Origin of the sequence: Marinobacterium iners (genome assembly GCF_017310015.1) — a bacterium.
Lineage (GTDB): Bacteria > Pseudomonadota > Gammaproteobacteria > Pseudomonadales > Balneatricaceae > Marinobacterium > Marinobacterium iners.
This window is the reverse complement of sequence record NZ_CP022297.1, coordinates 3,297,327-3,313,881: the sequence shown is the minus strand read 5'-3', so window position 1 is coordinate 3,313,881 and position 16,555 is coordinate 3,297,327. Positions and strand designations below refer to the sequence as shown.

16 protein-coding genes are annotated in these 16,555 nt (G+C 51.9%); 14 read left to right on the top strand and 2 right to left on the bottom strand.

From position 1 onward, the window contains the following. Nucleotides 1-7: 7 nt before the first annotated feature. Nucleotides 8-331 carry a ferredoxin FdxA gene (gene fdxA / locus CFI10_RS15950; protein ID WP_206836316.1) on the bottom strand — a complete coding sequence of 108 codons (324 nt, stop codon included), beginning with the start codon at nt 329-331 and terminating at the stop codon, nt 8-10. Nucleotides 332-387: 56 nt separating this feature from the next. Continuing rightward, nucleotides 388-2,952, bottom strand: a complete 2,565-nt coding sequence (gene mutS / locus CFI10_RS15945) for a DNA mismatch repair protein MutS (protein WP_242530023.1) — start codon at nt 2,950-2,952, stop codon at nt 388-390. Nucleotides 2,953-3,392: 440 nt separating this feature from the next. Between mutS and CFI10_RS15940 the strand changes: the two genes are divergently transcribed. From CFI10_RS15940 to CFI10_RS15875, 14 genes are all read left to right on the top strand, one after another. Then, nucleotides 3,393-4,790, top strand: a complete 1,398-nt coding sequence (locus tag CFI10_RS15940; RefSeq protein WP_206836308.1) for an undecaprenyl-phosphate glucose phosphotransferase — start codon at nt 3,393-3,395, stop codon at nt 4,788-4,790. 137 nt (nt 4,791-4,927) lie between these two features. Further along, nucleotides 4,928-5,251 (top strand): hypothetical protein, encoded by a 324-nt coding sequence (locus tag CFI10_RS15935; RefSeq protein ID WP_206836306.1) that lies wholly within the window; start codon nt 4,928-4,930, stop codon nt 5,249-5,251. After that, nucleotides 5,248-5,433: a hypothetical protein gene (locus CFI10_RS15930; protein ID WP_206836304.1), complete on the top strand. Its 186-nt coding sequence runs from the start codon at nt 5,248-5,250 to the stop codon at nt 5,431-5,433. The genes CFI10_RS15935 and CFI10_RS15930 overlap by 4 nt, the downstream gene beginning before the upstream one ends. Nucleotides 5,434-5,601: 168 nt before the next feature. Next, on the top strand, nt 5,602-6,726 hold the full coding sequence (gene wecB / locus CFI10_RS15925) for a non-hydrolyzing UDP-N-acetylglucosamine 2-epimerase (RefSeq protein ID WP_206836300.1): 1,125 nt from the start codon (nt 5,602-5,604) through the stop codon (nt 6,724-6,726). 28 nt (nt 6,727-6,754) lie between these two features. Further along, nucleotides 6,755-7,774, top strand: coding sequence for an AAA family ATPase (locus CFI10_RS15920; RefSeq protein WP_206836297.1), 1,020 nt, complete (start codon nt 6,755-6,757; stop codon nt 7,772-7,774). Continuing rightward, nucleotides 7,774-8,274, top strand: coding sequence for a hypothetical protein (locus CFI10_RS15915; protein WP_206836292.1), 501 nt, complete (start codon nt 7,774-7,776; stop codon nt 8,272-8,274). The genes CFI10_RS15920 and CFI10_RS15915 overlap by 1 nt, the downstream gene beginning before the upstream one ends. Before the next feature lie 19 nt (nt 8,275-8,293). Further along, a complete protein-coding gene (gene wecC / locus CFI10_RS15910) occupies nt 8,294-9,622 on the top strand; it encodes a UDP-N-acetyl-D-mannosamine dehydrogenase (protein ID WP_206836288.1) in 1,329 nt (442 codons plus the stop codon). A 1-nt stretch (nt 9,623) separates the two neighbouring features. Next, a complete protein-coding gene (gene rfbB / locus CFI10_RS15905; RefSeq protein WP_206836286.1) occupies nt 9,624-10,694 on the top strand; it encodes a dTDP-glucose 4,6-dehydratase in 1,071 nt (356 codons plus the stop codon). A 30-nt stretch (nt 10,695-10,724) separates the two neighbouring features. Continuing rightward, on the top strand, nt 10,725-11,594 hold the full coding sequence (rfbA, locus tag CFI10_RS15900; RefSeq protein ID WP_206836282.1) for a glucose-1-phosphate thymidylyltransferase RfbA: 870 nt from the start codon (nt 10,725-10,727) through the stop codon (nt 11,592-11,594). Then, nucleotides 11,591-12,652, top strand: a complete 1,062-nt coding sequence (locus CFI10_RS15895) for a TDP-N-acetylfucosamine:lipid II N-acetylfucosaminyltransferase family protein (RefSeq protein WP_206836278.1) — start codon at nt 11,591-11,593, stop codon at nt 12,650-12,652. Before rfbA ends, CFI10_RS15895 begins: the two co-directional genes overlap by 4 nt. Then, the gene (locus CFI10_RS15890) at nt 12,649-13,314 is read left to right on the top strand and encodes an acetyltransferase (RefSeq protein ID WP_206836275.1); all 666 of its coding nucleotides are present in this window, start codon (nt 12,649-12,651) and stop codon (nt 13,312-13,314) included. The genes CFI10_RS15895 and CFI10_RS15890 overlap by 4 nt, the downstream gene beginning before the upstream one ends. After that, nucleotides 13,311-14,009 carry a WbqC family protein gene (locus CFI10_RS15885; protein ID WP_206836272.1) on the top strand — a complete coding sequence of 233 codons (699 nt, stop codon included), beginning with the start codon at nt 13,311-13,313 and terminating at the stop codon, nt 14,007-14,009. Before CFI10_RS15890 ends, CFI10_RS15885 begins: the two co-directional genes overlap by 4 nt. Beyond that, complete coding sequence (rffA, locus tag CFI10_RS15880; RefSeq protein ID WP_206836269.1) at nt 14,002-15,132, top strand: dTDP-4-amino-4,6-dideoxygalactose transaminase; 1,131 nt, start codon at nt 14,002-14,004, stop codon at nt 15,130-15,132. Before CFI10_RS15885 ends, rffA begins: the two co-directional genes overlap by 8 nt. Beyond that, complete coding sequence (locus CFI10_RS15875; protein WP_242530022.1) at nt 15,129-16,553, top strand: lipopolysaccharide biosynthesis protein; 1,425 nt, start codon at nt 15,129-15,131, stop codon at nt 16,551-16,553. Before rffA ends, CFI10_RS15875 begins: the two co-directional genes overlap by 4 nt. Nucleotides 16,554-16,555 lie beyond the last annotated feature (2 nt).

Sequence of the window (16,555 nt, the reverse complement as noted above, 5' to 3'; positions counted from 1 at the left end):
AGCCTCGCTAGCGCTCCAGATACTGGAGCTTGTCCGGCTCACCATTCCATTTGTCCGCATCAGTCAGTGGCGCCTTGCGCTGATTGATATTGGGCCATATTTCGGACAGCTCCGTGTTCAGCTGAAAGTAAATCTCCTGCGCATCGCTCAGGTCATCCTCGTGCAGAATGGCGTCTGCTGGGCACTCCGGCTCACACAGTCCGCAGTCGATGCACTCGTCCGGGTGAATCACCAGAAAGTTGGGACCCTCATAGAAGCAGTCCACAGGGCAGACCTCGACACAGTCCGTGTACTTGCAGCGAATACAGTTGTCAGTGACGATATAGGTCATGGTTCGGCTCCGGTAGAAGGGTTTGTCTGCAGTATAGTGCGCGGCCGGATTTTGTCTTAATCCAACAGCTGTTTGAGGCTGTACAGTGCGTCCAGTGCCTGTCGCGGTGTCAGCTCATCCGGCTGCAGTTCGCGCAGATGCAGCTCGGCGGCAGAGGGGCCGCTGGTCACAAACAGGTCGCTCTGAATCGGGCCGTTATGGCGTGCCGAGTCGGGGATCGGGTTGCGTACGGGTTGGCCGGCACTGCTGCGGCTGTCCTGCTCCAGCAATACCAGTTTGTCACGTGCCTGAGTGATCACCCGGGCCGGAATCCCTGCCAGCTGTGCAACCTGCAGACCGTAGCTTTGACTGGCCGGGCCCTGTTGCACCTCATGCATGAACACGATGTGATCGTTGTGCTCAACGGCGGTCAAGTGCACGTTATCGACTCCCGTCGCCTGCTCGGGCAGGGCGGTCAATTCAAAGTAGTGGGTGGCAAACAGGGTGAAGGCCCGAATTTCCCGTGCCAGATAATCGGCACAGGACCAGGCCAGCGACAGGCCATCGAATGTACTGGTACCGCGCCCGACCTCATCCATCAGCACCAGGCTGCGTTCGGTGGCGTTGTGCAGAATGTTGGCGGTTTCGGTCATCTCGACCATAAAGGTTGAGCGTCCACCGGCCAGGTCGTCCGACGAGCCCATGCGGGTGAAAATGCGATCGACAATGCCGATGCGAGCCGCCTGAGCCGGTACATAGCTGCCGATGTGGGCCAGCAGCGTAATCAGCGCAGCCTGACGCATATAGGTGGACTTGCCGCCCATGTTGGGACCGGTGATGATCAGCATCCGCCGTGCGGGATGCAGTTCAAGGTCGTTGGCTACAAACGGGGTTTCGAGCACGGACTCGACCACCGGGTGCCGACCCGCTTCGATTTGGATACAGGGCTCATCCACCAGCCGGGGACATTGATATTCCAGTGCCAGGGCCCGGTCTGCCAGCGTATTCAGTACATCCAGCTGCGCCAGAGCGGCCGCGGACTCCTGCAGCGGCCCCAGTTCGGCTGCCAGGGTTTCGATCAGCGCCTCATAGAGTGCCTTCTCCCGTGCCAGTGCCTTGCTTTTGGCACTCAGTGCCTTGTCTTCAAACTCTTTCAGTTCGGGCGTGATGAAGCGCTCGGCATTTTTCAGCGTCTGGCGGCGGATATAGTCCGCCGGCATGTCGACCGCCTGCGCCTTGGTGACTTCGATATAGTAGCCGTGAACCCGGTTGTAACCGACTTTAAGGTTGGCAATATCGGTGCGCGCACGCTCGCGCTGCTCCAGCTGCAGCAGATAATCGCCGGCGTTTTCACTCAAGCCCCTCAGCTCATCCAGTTCGGCATCGTAGCCAGCTGCAATCACGCCACCGTCACGAATCACCACCGGAGGGCCATCGATGATGGCGCTTTGCAGCAGCTCGGACAGCTCGGGAAAGGTGGCAATGGACTGTGCCAGTGTGCCCACCAGCGGTGCATCGGCAGCTTGAATCAACCGTTGCAGGTCCGGCAGCGAGGTCAATGCATTGCGCAGGCGTTCAAGGTCACGTGGGCGCGCGGATCGCAGTGCGATGCGTGACAGAATACGCTCCATGTCCCCGATCAGGCGCAGCTGCTCGGCAATATCCTCGCTCTGGCCTGGCTGCATCAGCCAGCGGATCGCATCCTGACGGCTTTCCAGCGTTGCGCGGTCGCGCAGAGGGCGATGCAGCCAGCGGCGTAGCAAACGACTGCCCATCGGCGTGCGGCACTTGTCCAGTACAGACGCCAGGGTGTTGCTGCGTCCACCCGACAGGTTCAGATCCAGTTCAAGATTACGCCGTGTTGCCGCATCCAGAATCACCGCTTCGTCATGCTGCTCAACCTGCAGGCGGCGTATGTGCGGCAGAGTGCTGCGTTGGGTATCCCGCGCATACTGCAGCAGGCAACCCGCCGCACTGATCGCCAGTGGCAGGTGGTCACAACCGAATCCGCTCAGGTCACGGGTATTGAACTGATCACATAACAGCCGCTGCGCCGTATCGGCTTCGAACTCCCAGGGCGGACGGCCATGACTGCCCGGGCGTTTGCCCAACAGCCGGGACAGACCGGAGTCATCGGGGTAAAGCAGCTCAGCCGGGCGCAGGCGCTCCAGCTCGGCCAGCAGGGCATCCGTACCCTCCACCTCGAACAGACTGAACCGGCCCGAGCTGATATCCACCAGCGCAAGGCCATAACGTTCACCCTGCACACAGATTGCCATCAGAATATTGTCCTGATGTTCATCCAGCAGGGCTTCATCACTCAGTGTGCCGGGTGTGACGATACGCACGACCTCGCGCGCAACCGGCCCCTTGCTGGTCGCCGGGTCACCCACCTGCTCACAGATCACCACCGACTCGCCGGCCTTGACGATCCGGGCGATATAGCCCTCGGCCGAGTGGTAGGGAATGCCCGCCATCGGAATCGGCTCACCGGCCGACTTGCCCCGTGCCGTCAGCGAGATATCCAGCAGTCGCGCCGCCTTCTTGGCGTCGTCATAGAACAGCTCGTAAAAATCCCCCATACGGTAAAACAGCAATTGATCCGGGTGCTGCGCCTTAATGCGTAAGTACTGCTGCATCATGGGAGTATGGGGGCTTTCAGCTGTTTGATTCTGTGTGGTTTTTTTCATTTTTGCGCGAGGGTTTATCCAAAGGTTGGCAGGGCCTGTCACGGTAACCACGAAGGGTAGCAAACCGCCAACATCAAAAACAGCTGTAGAATAGCAAGCGCATCCACCAACTGAACACTCACCAACGTGCCTCGGCCACGGCAATCAGGTAACATTGCCGCCGGTGCGAAAGCGGCGTTGCATCTGCAAGCGGTCGGGGTAATATACCCATCGGTGCGAAGCAATGTTGCTTAATGGACACATAAAGTACACGTGATTGCATTAACATTGTGATTCGCTACGCACTGAAACCGCCAGGAAGGAACCGGGCCTTGAGGATTGCCCTACATACAACCTCCGGGCGGTAGCGTGCCTGAAGCACATTTACCCGTACAGCTGTTACCAAGGACGACATGACACTCACCCCATCCCGTTACAACCCCCGCAACCGTAACCGCAGCCTCACCTTCTGGATTCAATGGCTGGTCGGCATTGCCGCTGCGCTGTTGCTGCTGATTGGCCTCACCCTGGCCAAAACAACCGACTTTGCACCGCACTACCGTGTATTGGCAGTGCTGGCGCTGTTGGGGTCCTTGCCGGTATATCAACTCCTGCGCGTATATGATCGCCAAACGGGCTATCTCACCGGCAGTGTGAGGCTGCTGGGTGGCTGGCTGGTACTGCTGGCGATACTCGCAATCGCCGCCTTTGTGACCAAAACCAGTGAACTCTACTCCCGTGAAGTGCTGCTGCAATGGTCGTTGCTGGGCTATGGCCTGCAATTTGCCGCCTTTGTCCCCCTGCATCACCTGTCACGCCGCTACCATGAACGGCTGCGTCAGGAACGTCGCGCCGCCATTGTGGGCACCGGTGAGCTGGCGCTGGAGCTGGCGGAAAAACTGAGTCGTAATCGACAGGAGCCACTGCAAGGGCTGATCCAGCCCAATGATGAGCCGGTCAAGGATCGACCGCTCTATCCCGTCATCGGCGCTGTCAGCCAACTGCGTGACTTGATCGCGCAACATGAGATTCGTCGCCTGTATATCGCCCTTCCGGCCGCCGAGATGGCCCAGGTAGAAGGCCTCTATATCGACCTGCTCGATGCCAGCGTGGATGTGGTCTGGATACCCGACCTTGCCAGCCTGGTAATGCTCAACCACTCGGTCACCGAGATCGAAGGCCTGCCGGCCATTCACCTCAATGAAAGCCCCCTGACCCGTTACCCCACCAGCGCGCTGCTTAAAGCCACACTGGATAGGGTCGCCGCCGCGCTGGGCATCATCGCCATCAGCCCCTTGCTGATCGGCACCGCCATCGCTGTCAAACTGTCATCACCGGGGCCGGTGCTGTTTCGGCAGCCGCGCCACGGCATGAACGGTGAAATTTTCCAGGTACTGAAATTCCGCTCCATGAAGGTGCATGACGACAAAGAAGTGAAGCAGGCCCAACGCAACGACGACCGCATCACAGCGGTGGGTCGCTTTATTCGCCGCACCTCCATCGACGAACTACCGCAACTGTTCAATGTACTGAAAGGCGATATGTCACTGGTCGGCCCGCGTCCGCACGCCGTTGCCCACAACGACTACTACTCGCACAAAATCACCGCCTACATGGCCCGCCACCGCATCAAACCCGGCATCACCGGCCTTGCACAGATCAGCGGCTACCGGGGCGAAACCGAAACCTTGGATAAAATGCAAAAGCGCGTAGAACTCGACCTGCAGTACATCAACAACTGGTCAGTCTGGCTGGATATTAAAATCCTGCTGAAAACACCGTTTACACTGATCTCCAAGGATATCTACTAGGGCAAGGACCAACCCCATGAACATCACCATCGCAGGCACCGGCTACGTGGGCCTATGCAACGCCGCACTGCGGGCTCCTTATAACAGGCCGGAACTATGTTGATAGTATTGGCATCAAACGGCGAAAGGGGGGCTATTTGAAGCTTATCCAGCGCCTGCGACAGGAAGGCTGGCATGTAGAGCTGGTGTATTTGGCATTGCCCAGTGTTGAATTATCTCGTCAGCGTGTTGCTGAAAGAGTCAAACATGGTGGTCACGATATACCATTGGAAGACCTGATGCGTCGATTCCCCAAGAGCCTGAAACACCTGCTTCAGGAATATAGCCAGAAAGCCGATCATTGTGTCTGCATGATGAACCACCGGGATACACCAGAATTGGTATTCGAAAACTTTGGTCAAACCAGAGTAGTACACAATCCTGATATGCTGGATCAACTAACCGAGAGGTCCACCCAATGAGTACAACACAGCAGTCACAGCCCTACTCGTCATCCACACTGTTAGCTAGTTTGGCGCATGCCGTACAAGAAGAGTTGGAAAAAAAACGCAAGCTTGGTCACTACTATGTGACCGATGAAAACGGCCGTATCGTTTTCAAAGGTGATGATGCCCCTGCAGCAGAAATACACGCCGGCAAGTGAAAAAAATCACTGGTGCCAGATGTCGCCAACCCTGCTGTAAAACGGACCAACACATGAACATCACCATCGCCGGCACCGGCTACGTGGGCCTATCCAGCGCTGTATAATGGCCATCACCCAACATCGCCGCAAAAGAAAGGACGCGCCCCCAGCGCATGAAGTGACTCAATGACTAAAAAAATCCTAACCGTATTCGGCACCCGGCCGGAAGCGATTAAAATGGCGCCGCTGGTACATGCACTTGCAGCCGATCATCGTTTTGAAGCCAAGGTCTGCGTCACCGCCCAGCACCGCGAAATGCTCGACCAGGTACTCAACCTGTTCGAAATTACCCCGGATTACGACCTCAACATCATGCAACCGGGGCAAAGCCTGAACGATGTCACCACCGCCATCCTGACCGGCATCAAGCCGGTGTTGGAGGCGTTCAAGCCAGATGTGGTGCTGGTACATGGGGATACCGCTACCACCTTTGCCACCGCTTTGGCGGCCTACTACCAGCAAATACCTGTAGGGCACGTTGAGGCCGGCCTGCGTACCGGGGATATCTACTCCCCCTGGCCGGAAGAGGCTAACCGTAAACTGACCGGCGCCATTACCCGCTTTCACTTTGCGCCCACCGATACCTCAAGTGCCAACCTGCAGGCCGAAAATATCCCGGCAGAGCAGATCAGCGTTACCGGCAACACCGTCATTGATGCCTTGCTGTGGGTGCGGGACAAAATCGACCAAAACCCGGCCCTGAAAGCAGAGCTGGCGGCAGCCTATCCCATGTTGGGCCCGGATAAAAAATTGGTACTGGTCACCGGCCACCGCCGCGAAAGCTTTGGTGGCGGCTTTGAGCGTATCTGTGATGCCCTGCGCCAGATTGCCGAACAACATCCCGGTTGCCAAATTCTGTACCCGGTCCACCTTAACCCCAACGTGCAAGAGCCGGTCAACCGCCTGTTGCAGGGCGTGGATAATATCCACCTGATCGCGCCGCAGGATTACCTGCCGTTTGTGTACCTGATGACCCAAGCGACACTGATCCTGACCGACTCCGGTGGCATTCAGGAAGAAGCCCCTTCATTGGGCAAACCGGTACTGGTCATGCGTGACACCACCGAACGGCCCGAAGCGATTGCTGCAGGTACAGTCAAACTGGTTGGTACAGACACTGATACCATTGTTATGGAAGTTACGCGCCTGCTGACCGATAACGCCGCATACCAGCGCATGAGCCAGGCTCACAACCCTTACGGCGATGGTCAAGCCTGTCAGCGCATATTAGACTTCATGGCAAAAGCCTGACCTGTCTGGGCAAATTTTGGAGCACCCCGTGGCGATCAAAGAATTTGAACTTGAAAATTTTGGCCCCCTGAAAAAGGTACACGGCCAGTCACTGGGCAGCCTGAACCTCATCATAGGTGCAAACAGCACTGGGAAGACCTTTCTGCTTAAAGCGCTCTACATGATGCTCAGATCTCAGGAAGAAACGGGCAGGGGGGATGATCCGCGTGACTTTGATGAAGTCTTGAGTGAAAAGTGTTACTGGACTTTTCAAGTCGACAAGCTGGGGGATCTTGTCCGCAGAGGGGCTGGAAATCGTCTCAAAGCACGCATGGTACAGGACGATAACTGCGCTTTGGTTATCGATTTTGGACAAGACACCACCAAACGTATCACCCCGGTTCATAACAACCTTGGCCCTCGGGAAGCAAACTCGGTTTTTCTGCCCCCCAAAGAAGTGCTGAGCCTGGCAAAAGTCATCATCAAGAGTGGCTTGCATGATAAAGCCTTTGGCTTTGATGCAACATACACTGACCTGGTGCTCGCGTTGCAAAAGCCGACGCAGATGGGCCGCAACTATGATGCATTCAAGCAGTCCAGAATCAGTCTTGAAAAGATGTTTCAGGGCCGCATCGAGTTTGATGCCGGCAATGACAGCTGGGTCTATCGTAAAGGGAACAGCCGCTTCTCAATACACAGTACTGCTGAAGGCATTAAAAAAATTGCCATACTGGATACTCTACTGGGGAACCGATACTTGTCCCCGGACTCGATCATCTTCATTGATGAGCCTGAGTCCGCATTACATCCGAAAGCGATCAGCCAGTTTTTAGATATCCTGGCAGTGTTGGCAGAGAAAGGAATCCAGGTGTTCATGGCCTCTCACTCCTACTTTGTCGTCAAAAAATTACACCTGCTAGCATTACAGAACAATATCAGTATCCCCGTGTTGATGGGCGATTCAGATGACGGCTGGCAACAAGCTGACTTGAAAGACGGCATACCCGAAAACGGCATCATTGATGAGTCGATCAGGCTGTTTGAGCTGGAGCTGGAGGCATCTGCCTGATGCCTGTTTCCATTGCTGAGTCTGGTGTGACCTTTGGGCCTTACAATGAAGACGACCTGTTTCACATTGAGCGTTGGGTGAAACACAGCAAGCTCGATGAGAAAGGCATCAGCAGTGTGGAATTCATTCTTCACCGTCACGGGAAGACGCCAAAAGTCTTGCTGGTCGAAGCCAAGAGTACGGTCCCAAGAGAGCATAAAAAATTTTATGCCGAAATCGAAAAGAAGTTTGTTGACTCCCTAACCCTCTGGGTAAGCCTGATTCATAACAGGCTGGAATCTGATGGTGAGTTACTTGGCAGCAACCTCTCACAGCAGAGTGCATTTGCACTGCCCCTTAGTCTGCTGCTTGTCATACCAGAGCTGCCAGATGAATTTCTGCAACAGGCCAATGATGCATTCCGTAAGAAAATGACCCATGCAAGGCACCTTTGGGGCCTTGAATATAACTCTATTTTTGTTCTGAACAAGCGCCTTGCACGGCAGCAAGGCTTGATCTAGAAGACACCAAGGACACCCCATGCAATTCAACACCATCTCCGTTATCGGGCTGGGCTACATTGGCCTGCCCACAGCTGCTGTATTCGCATCATGCAAAATCCAGGTCATCGGCGTTGATGTAAACCAGCAGGCGGTCGATACCATCAACCGGGGTGAAATCCACATTGTCGAGCCCGATCTGGACATGGTGGTCCACGCCGCGGTTACCGAAGGCTACCTGCGCGCCACCACCACGCCCGAAGCCGCCGATGCCTTTCTGATCGCCGTCCCGACACCGTTCAAAAACAAACCTGCCGCCCCTGCCCAACCTGTAGGAGCGCAGTTCACTGCGCGACCATTGCCGGAATCCACTACCCCAGAACCCGACCTCTCCTACATCGAATCCGCCGCCAAAGCGATCGCACCGGTCCTTAAACCTGGCAACCTGGTCATTCTGGAATCCACCAGCCCGGTCGGCGCCACCGAACAGATGGCCGAATGGCTGGCCGAAGCGCGTCCGGACCTGACCTTCCCGCAAACCCACGGCGAAGATTCCGATATCCGCATTGCCCACTGCCCGGAACGGGTACTGCCGGGCCAGGTACTGCACGAACTGGTCAAAAACGATCGTGTAGTGGGCGGCATGACCCCCAAATGCTCGGCGCTGGCCTGTGCGCTATACAAGACCTTCGTACAGGGCGAGTGCGTAGTCACCCATGCCCGCACTGCCGAAATGGCCAAGCTGACTGAAAACAGCTTCCGCGATGTGAACATCGCCTTCGCCAACGAGCTGTCGATCATCTGTGACACGCTGGATATCAACGTATGGGAACTGATCGCCCTGGCCAATCGCCACCCACGCGTCAACATCCTTCAGCCCGGTCCCGGTGTGGGTGGCCACTGCATCGCCGTAGACCCCTGGTTTATCGTCAGCAAAACGCCGGAACAAGCACGTCTGATCCGCACGGCCCGTGAAGTCAACGACAGCAAACCGGAATGGGTAATCAACAAGGTCAAACTGGCAGTGGCCGACTACCTGCAGGCCAACCCGGACAAAACCGCTAAAGATGTCACCATCGCTTGCTACGGGCTGGCCTTTAAAGCCGATATCGATGACCTGCGCGAAAGCCCTGCGCTGGCGATTACGCAGCAGATCGCAGAGCTGCACCCCGGCAAAGTGCTTGCAGTAGAACCCAACATCAAAGCTTTGCCTGAAAAACTGCAAAATAGTCTGCAGCTGGTCGATATCGAAAAAGCTGAATCCGAAGCGGATATCAAGGTGTTGTTGGTTGATCATAAAAAGTTCAAGACAAAGGACAATGTAACTGGGCTAGGTAGCGGTTGCATTGATACTAGAGGTGTTTGGTGACATGAAAATCCTCGTCACCGGCGGTGCCGGCTTTATCGGCTCGGCGGTTATCCGCCACATCATCCAGAACACTCAGGACAGCGTCGTCAACGTTGACAAGCTCACCTATGCAGGCAACCTGGAAAACCTGCGTGAAGTCGACAGCTCCGATCGCTATACCTTTGAACAGGTCGATATCTGCAACCGCACTGAACTGGAACGAGTATTTGCCGAGCATCAGCCCGATGCCATCATGCACCTAGCCGCTGAAAGCCATGTAGACCGCTCCATCGATGGCCCGGCTGCGTTTATCGAAACCAACATCGTGGGCACTTACACACTGCTGGAAGTTGCTCGCAGTTACTGGCAAGGGCTGGATGAAGCACACAAGCAGGCGTTCCGCTTCCACCATATCAGCACCGACGAAGTCTATGGCGACCTGCCCCACCCGGCAGAAGCAGACGATGCGACCCAGTACTTGTTCACCGAAACCACCGGCTATGCCCCAAGCTCCCCTTACAGCGCCAGCAAAGCCAGCTCAGACCACCTGGTACGCGCCTGGATGCGAACCTACGGCTTCCCGGTACTGGTGACCAACTGCTCCAACAACTACGGGCCGTATCACTTCCCGGAAAAGCTGGTGCCGTTGATGATCCTCAACGCGCTGGAAGGCAAACCGCTGCCGGTCTACGGCAAGGGCGACCAGATCCGTGATTGGCTCTATGTAGAAGACCACGCCCGCGCACTCTATAAGGCCGTCACCGAAGGCAAAGTAGGCGAAACCTACAATATCGGCGGCCATAACGAAAAGCAGAACATCGAAGTGGTCCACACCATTTGCGATCTCCTACAGGAGTTGGCCCCGGCTGAAACAAGTTACCGCGACTTGATTACGAACGTACAGGATCGTCCCGGCCACGACCGCCGCTATGCCATTGATGCAAACAAGATTCAGCGTGAACTGGGTTGGCAACCGCAAGAAACCTTCGAGTCCGGCATCCGTAAAACCGTGCAGTGGTATCTCGACAACCTGGAGTGGTGCCGCCGTGTGCAGGATGGCACCTACAAGCGTGAGCGCCTTGGGCAGCTCTGATAGCAACTCGTTCAGTCACAAGGACAGACCATGAAAGGCATTATCCTCGCCGGTGGTTCCGGCACCCGTTTGTATCCGATCACCAAAGGCGTGTCCAAGCAACTGCTGCCCATCTACGACAAGCCGATGATCTATTACCCGCTCTCGGTACTGATGCTGGCGGGTATCCGTGATATCCTGATCATTTCTACCCCCGAAGACCTGCCCAACTTTGAAAAACTGCTGGGCAATGGCAGCAACTTCGGCATTCAACTCAGCTACGCCGAACAGCCAAGCCCAGACGGTCTGGCGCAGGCCTTTATCATTGGTGAAGACTTTATCGGTGATGACAGTGTATGCCTGGTACTGGGTGACAATATTTTCTATGGTCAGGGTTTCACTCCCAAGCTGAAACTGGTCGCTGCCCGCACCTCTGGTGCTACTGTATTTGGCTATCAGGTTAAAGATCCAGAACGTTTTGGTGTGGTTGCTTTTGATGAAAATAACAAAGCAATTTCCATTGAAGAAAAGCCCGAACAGCCCAAGTCCAACTACGCCGTAACCGGTCTCTATTTCTACGACAACGACGTGGTGGACATCGCCAAGCAGGTAAAACCCTCGCACCGTGGCGAGCTGGAAATTACCAGCGTGAACCAGGCTTATCTTGAGCGCGGTGATCTGAATGTGGAACTGCTGGGCCGTGGCTTTGCCTGGCTGGATACTGGCACCCATGAAAGCCTGTTGGAAGCATCGCAGTTTGTGCAAATTATAGAGGACAGGCAGGGGTTGAAGGTTGCATGTCTGGAAGAGATTGCATTCAATAACGGTTGGTTAGCTAAAGAACATCTCAAGACTCAAGCGGCTGCACTAAGTAAAAATGGTTATGGACAATATTTGCTGAGACTGGTGGGCGAGCAGTGAGCAGTAAGATATTGCATGTCTGTAATCTGGAAAAGTTCATACCACCATTTACTGATTTCATAGAAGATAATTTCAGTTTGGATGATCATTTTTTTTGGCTAAATGGTGATCATGATAAATACCCGGTCAAACAATATAAATCAAATTATAAGGTTAAAAGAACTAAGACCGGCCAGGTTAAAGGACTTTTGAAGCTGGTTCAGCTTATGCAGGTTTCAGAGAAAGTTATCCTACATGGGCTATCTAACTCCAAAATTATATTGATTCTTTTCTTTATGCCTTGGCTGCTCAAAAAATGCTACTGGGTGATGTGGGGTGGTGATCTTTATGTTCACAAGCTAGGTGAAAAAAACTTAAAATGGAAACTCAGGGAGTTCTTTCGTCGGCCAGTGATCAAAAATATGGGGCACTTGGTAACCTACATACCTGGTGATGTAGAACTTGCTAGACAGTGGTATGGTGCCAAGGGAAAACATCATGAATGCCTGATGTATCTGAGTAATGTGGTTGACCCAAACATTGTTCAAGCAGCACAAGAAAAAACAGAAGGGCACACAAGTATAAATATACTGGTTGGCAACTCCGCTGATCCAAGCAACAACCACATAGAATCATTAGAAAAACTATTGCCCTATAAAGAAGATGAGATAAAAATCTTTGTACCGCTTTCCTACGGTGATCAGGAACACGCTAAAAAAGTTATTGAAACAGGCAATGCGTGGTTTGGTGATAAGTTTGTACCCCTTACGTCATTTATGGCGTTTGATGAGTATCTGAAGTTTTTGAAAAGCCTCGATATCGCAATTTTTAATCATCAGCGACAACAGGCCATGGGCAACACTATTATGCTTTTGGGTATGGGGAAAACGGTGTTTATGCGGAGTGGTGTGAGCCATTGGCGTTTTTTGAAAGGCTTGGGAATTAAGCTGAACGACGTTGAAAAGCTAGAGCTCTGCCGGATCACGACTAAGGATGCAGAAGAAAATGCGAGTCTAATTCGTTCATATTTTTCACGCGAGAATTTGATTCGTCAGCTTAACGGAGTATTAGAGGAATGAAGGAGATTGTAATCTACGGCGCCGGAAGCTTCGCCAGGATGATGCGCCTGTATCTAGATCGAGTTAAAGGTCAAAAGGTAGTAGCATTTTGTGTGGATGAAGCGTTTAAGCGCGATATGAGCTCCTTTGACGATCTTCCTTTGGTAGCATTTGAGAATATCGACCGCCTTTATCCAAAAGACCGATTTTTGATGTTTGTTGCTGTTGGTTATTCCAGCATGCGAAATAGAAGATCGATGTATGAAAAAGCCTGTTTTAAGGGCTATCAGTTTGTTAATTATATCGATAGCAGCGCCATACTGGACGAAACGGTTATTCTTGGGAATAACAATGTAGTCCTTATTGGAAGCGTTTTAGAGCCGTTTTCAAGATTGGGTGATAACAACATTATCTGGTCTTCGGTAACGATTTCGCACGATGTTGATATCGGTAGTCATTGTTTTTTTGCTAGTCAAACGTTGTTGGGTGGTAATTGCAAAGTTGAAGATAATTGTTTTTTTGGTTTTAATTCGACCTGTGTTCAGAATACTGTTATCAAAACGGAATCTATGATTGGATCAAAGTCATTGGTTTTATCAAATACAGATGCGTTTTCTAAGAATCTTGGCATTCCTGCCAAGCTTGTTTCATCGCACAGAGATAAAGGAATAGTCGTAGCATGAAGAAGTTGGCGATTCTCCAATCAAGCTATATTCCTTGGAAGGGATACTTTGATCTGATTAATATGGTCGATGAGTTTGTTTTTTTTGATACAGCACAATATACAAAGAATGATTGGCGAAATCGAAACGTAATTAAGACTAAGCAAGGTAGTAAGTGGCTCACAATACCTTGCGCCCAAAAAAGTCTAGAGCAAAGTATTCTTGAGACAAAAATAACTGACCCAAGATGGGCTCGAAAACACTGGCAGACTCTATCTCAAAATTATTCAAAGTCTAAGTTTTTTGGCGAATATAAAGCGATTTTTGAAGTTTTTTATCTTGGCTGTGATTTTTTGGATTTGAGTACCATTAACTTTAGTCTAATAAAGATTGCAAACGAAATTCTTGGTATAGATACAAAGCTAACCTGGTCGCATGAGTATGAGATTCTTGATGGGAAAACTGAGAAGCTGATTAGTATATGTGAACAGGCGGGCGCCGATGTTTATTTGAGCGGACCATCTGCAAAACATTATTTCGACATGGGACTTGCAGAAGAAAAGGGTATTCAGGTCGAATGGATGGATTACAGCGGATACCCTGAGTATCGCCAGTTACACGAACCCTTCGAGCATGGTGTGACTATTCTAGATCTCATATTTAATGAAGGTCCAAACGCGACACAATACATGAAGAGCTTTGGCTACAATGATTGATTTTAATCGCCCCCCATTCCTCGGAACCGAGCTCGTCTTCGTTGAGGAAGCCATAAAAAATGGAAAACTCTCCGGCGACGGCCCGTTCGGCAAAAAATGTCAGACATGGTTTGAAGAAAATCTGCCCTGCAAAAAAGCACTGCTCAACCCGTCTTGCACGGCGGCATTAGAGCTTGCAGCTTTGCTGATTGATATTCAGCGCGGCGATGAAGTGATCATGCCGAGCTATACCTTTGTCAGCACGGCGAATGCGTTTGTATTGCGTGGCGCGAAAATAGTATTTGTTGATATTCGCCCCGACACCATGAACATTGACGAGCGGTTGATCGAAGCGGCCATTACCGAGAAAACACGTGCCATTGTTCCCGTCCACTACGCAGGTGTTGCCTGTGAAATGGATACCATCATGGAGATTGCCAACCGACATCAGTTATTTGTGATCGAGGATGCGGCACAGGGCATGATGAGCACTTACAAAGGCCAGGCGCTTGGTACCATCGGCCATATGGGCGCATTCAGCTTTCACGAAACTAAAAACTACACCAGCGGTGGTGAAGGCGGGCTGCTTATCATCAACGACGATCAGTTCAAGGAAAGAGCTGAAATCATCCGCGAAAAAGGCACCAACCGTAGCCAGTTCTTCCGTGGAATGGTCGATAAATACCAATGGGTTGATGTCGGCAGCAGCTATCTGCCGAGTGAGCTTCAGGCCGCGTTTCTGTGGGGTCAACTGGAAAGTGCTGAAGAAATCAACACAAACCGACTTGCAAGCTGGCAGGCGTATTATGATGCACTGCTACCCCTGCAAGTAGCAGGTAAAATCGAACTGCCGACACTTCCCGAAGCGTGCACCCACAATGCGCACATGTTCTACCTCAAGGTGGCAGATCTGGAAGGGCGTACTGCATTGCTTGAGCACCTCAAGGCGAACAATATATTAGCGGTTTTTCATTATGTTCCACTGCACACGGCTGCCGCTGGTATGCAGTTCGCACGTTTCCACGGGGAAGATCGTTACACCACCACGGAAAGTGAACGCTTGATCCGTTTGCCTATGTATTATGGGCTGTCTATGAATGATCAAGCGCATGTGATTACAGCGGTTAAAGAGTTTTACATGTGACGCCACGTAAAATAGCAGCCTTTGCAATAGGCCCGATCGGTGGTGCACTGCTGGGTCTTATCACGCTCCCGATTATAACCTGGTTCTTTTCACAGGAAGATATCGGCAGAATGGCGATGCTAAATGTTGCTATTGGCTTGAGCACTCTCCTTTTTAGCCTAGGACTGGACCAGGCGTATGTACGTGAATTTCATGAGGTTATCGATAAACCTGCGCTGCTTAAACGCTCTCTATTGCCAGGCCTGTCAATCCTTCTGGCAACACTACTGATTTTGCTGTCATTCGGCGGTGCTCTTGCAAACTGGCTTTTTGATCGCCCCGAATGGCAATTGAGCTTGCTGATTGCGACTGTATTGCTGACTGCATTTGTATCCCGCTTCCTGTCATTAGTGCTGCGGATGAACGAGCAGGGACTAGCCTATTCAATGAGTCAGTTAATGCCAAAAATGCTATTCCTCGCTATCGTTGGTGGCTATGTTTTGCTAGGTGCTGATAAAAATTTGACCAACCTAGTGATAGCAAACACAGCAGCTATTTTATTTGTCTGTACAGTATTGTTGTTCAATACACGCAGAGAGTGGATCGCAGGTATAACAGGTTCACTTGACCTTAAGCATTTGAAAGAAATGCTGCGTTTTGGACTTCCATTGATACTAGGAGGCATTGCCTACTGGGGTCTGACAGCAATTGATAAAGTATTTTTACGTACATTGGCAAGCTTCGAAGAACTTGGCATATATTCAGTTGCCGTGAGTTTTGCAGCAGCGGCTGTCATTCTGCAAAGTGTCTTCTCCACTGTTTGGGCTCCCACTGTATATAAATGGGCTAGTAAAGGTGAAGGACTTGAAAATGTACACAAAGTAAATCGCTACATACTGGGTCTTGTTGTACTGATATTCTGCCTAGCAGGTCTACTTTCATGGGTCGTAACATTGTTTTTACCTGCTAGTTATTCTGAAGTTCAATGGATTCTGGTGGCATGTCTTGGCGCACCATTATTATATACGCTCTCAGAAACAACTGTAGTGGGCATAGGCATATCACGCCGTAGCATTTTTGCCATGCTGGCCGCCTTGATTGCCTTTGTAGTCAATCTTGTAGGAAACTGGCTGATGATTCCAAGCTTCGGTGCTGCGGGTGCGGCAGTCAGTACTTGCATATCATTTTGGGTGTTTTTCATACTACGCACAGAGTTTTCAATCTATCTTTGGAAACCGATGCCAAGGTTGCTGCTATACGGATACTCAGCTTTGGTGGTAGCAGGAGCTAGCATCTTTACATTATATGGCGCCCGCATCTATTCATTGATGCTGGCGTTTTGGGGCCTGTTGTTTGTTGGAGCTTTGATTAGCTTTAAAGCGGAAGTGCGTGAAGCCGTAGGATTTGTAACTGCAAGATTCACTAAATCATCCAAAAGTTAAAA

Coding starts and splice junctions, on each gene's coding strand:
- fdxA (WP_206836316.1), bottom strand. CDS start 331: ATGACCTATATCGTCACTGACAACTGTATTCGCTGCAAGTACACGGAC.
- mutS (WP_242530023.1), bottom strand. CDS start 2,952: ATGATGCAGCAGTACTTACGCATTAAGGCGCAGCACCCGGATCAATTG.
- CFI10_RS15940 (WP_206836308.1), top strand. CDS start 3,393: ATGACACTCACCCCATCCCGTTACAACCCCCGCAACCGTAACCGCAGC.
- CFI10_RS15930 (WP_206836304.1), top strand. CDS start 5,248: ATGAGTACAACACAGCAGTCACAGCCCTACTCGTCATCCACACTGTTA.
- wecB (WP_206836300.1), top strand. CDS start 5,602: ATGACTAAAAAAATCCTAACCGTATTCGGCACCCGGCCGGAAGCGATT.
- CFI10_RS15915 (WP_206836292.1), top strand. CDS start 7,774: ATGCCTGTTTCCATTGCTGAGTCTGGTGTGACCTTTGGGCCTTACAAT.
- wecC (WP_206836288.1), top strand. CDS start 8,294: ATGCAATTCAACACCATCTCCGTTATCGGGCTGGGCTACATTGGCCTG.
- rfbB (WP_206836286.1), top strand. CDS start 9,624: ATGAAAATCCTCGTCACCGGCGGTGCCGGCTTTATCGGCTCGGCGGTT.
- rfbA (WP_206836282.1), top strand. CDS start 10,725: ATGAAAGGCATTATCCTCGCCGGTGGTTCCGGCACCCGTTTGTATCCG.
- CFI10_RS15890 (WP_206836275.1), top strand. CDS start 12,649: ATGAAGGAGATTGTAATCTACGGCGCCGGAAGCTTCGCCAGGATGATG.
- CFI10_RS15885 (WP_206836272.1), top strand. CDS start 13,311: ATGAAGAAGTTGGCGATTCTCCAATCAAGCTATATTCCTTGGAAGGGA.
- rffA (WP_206836269.1), top strand. CDS start 14,002: ATGATTGATTTTAATCGCCCCCCATTCCTCGGAACCGAGCTCGTCTTC.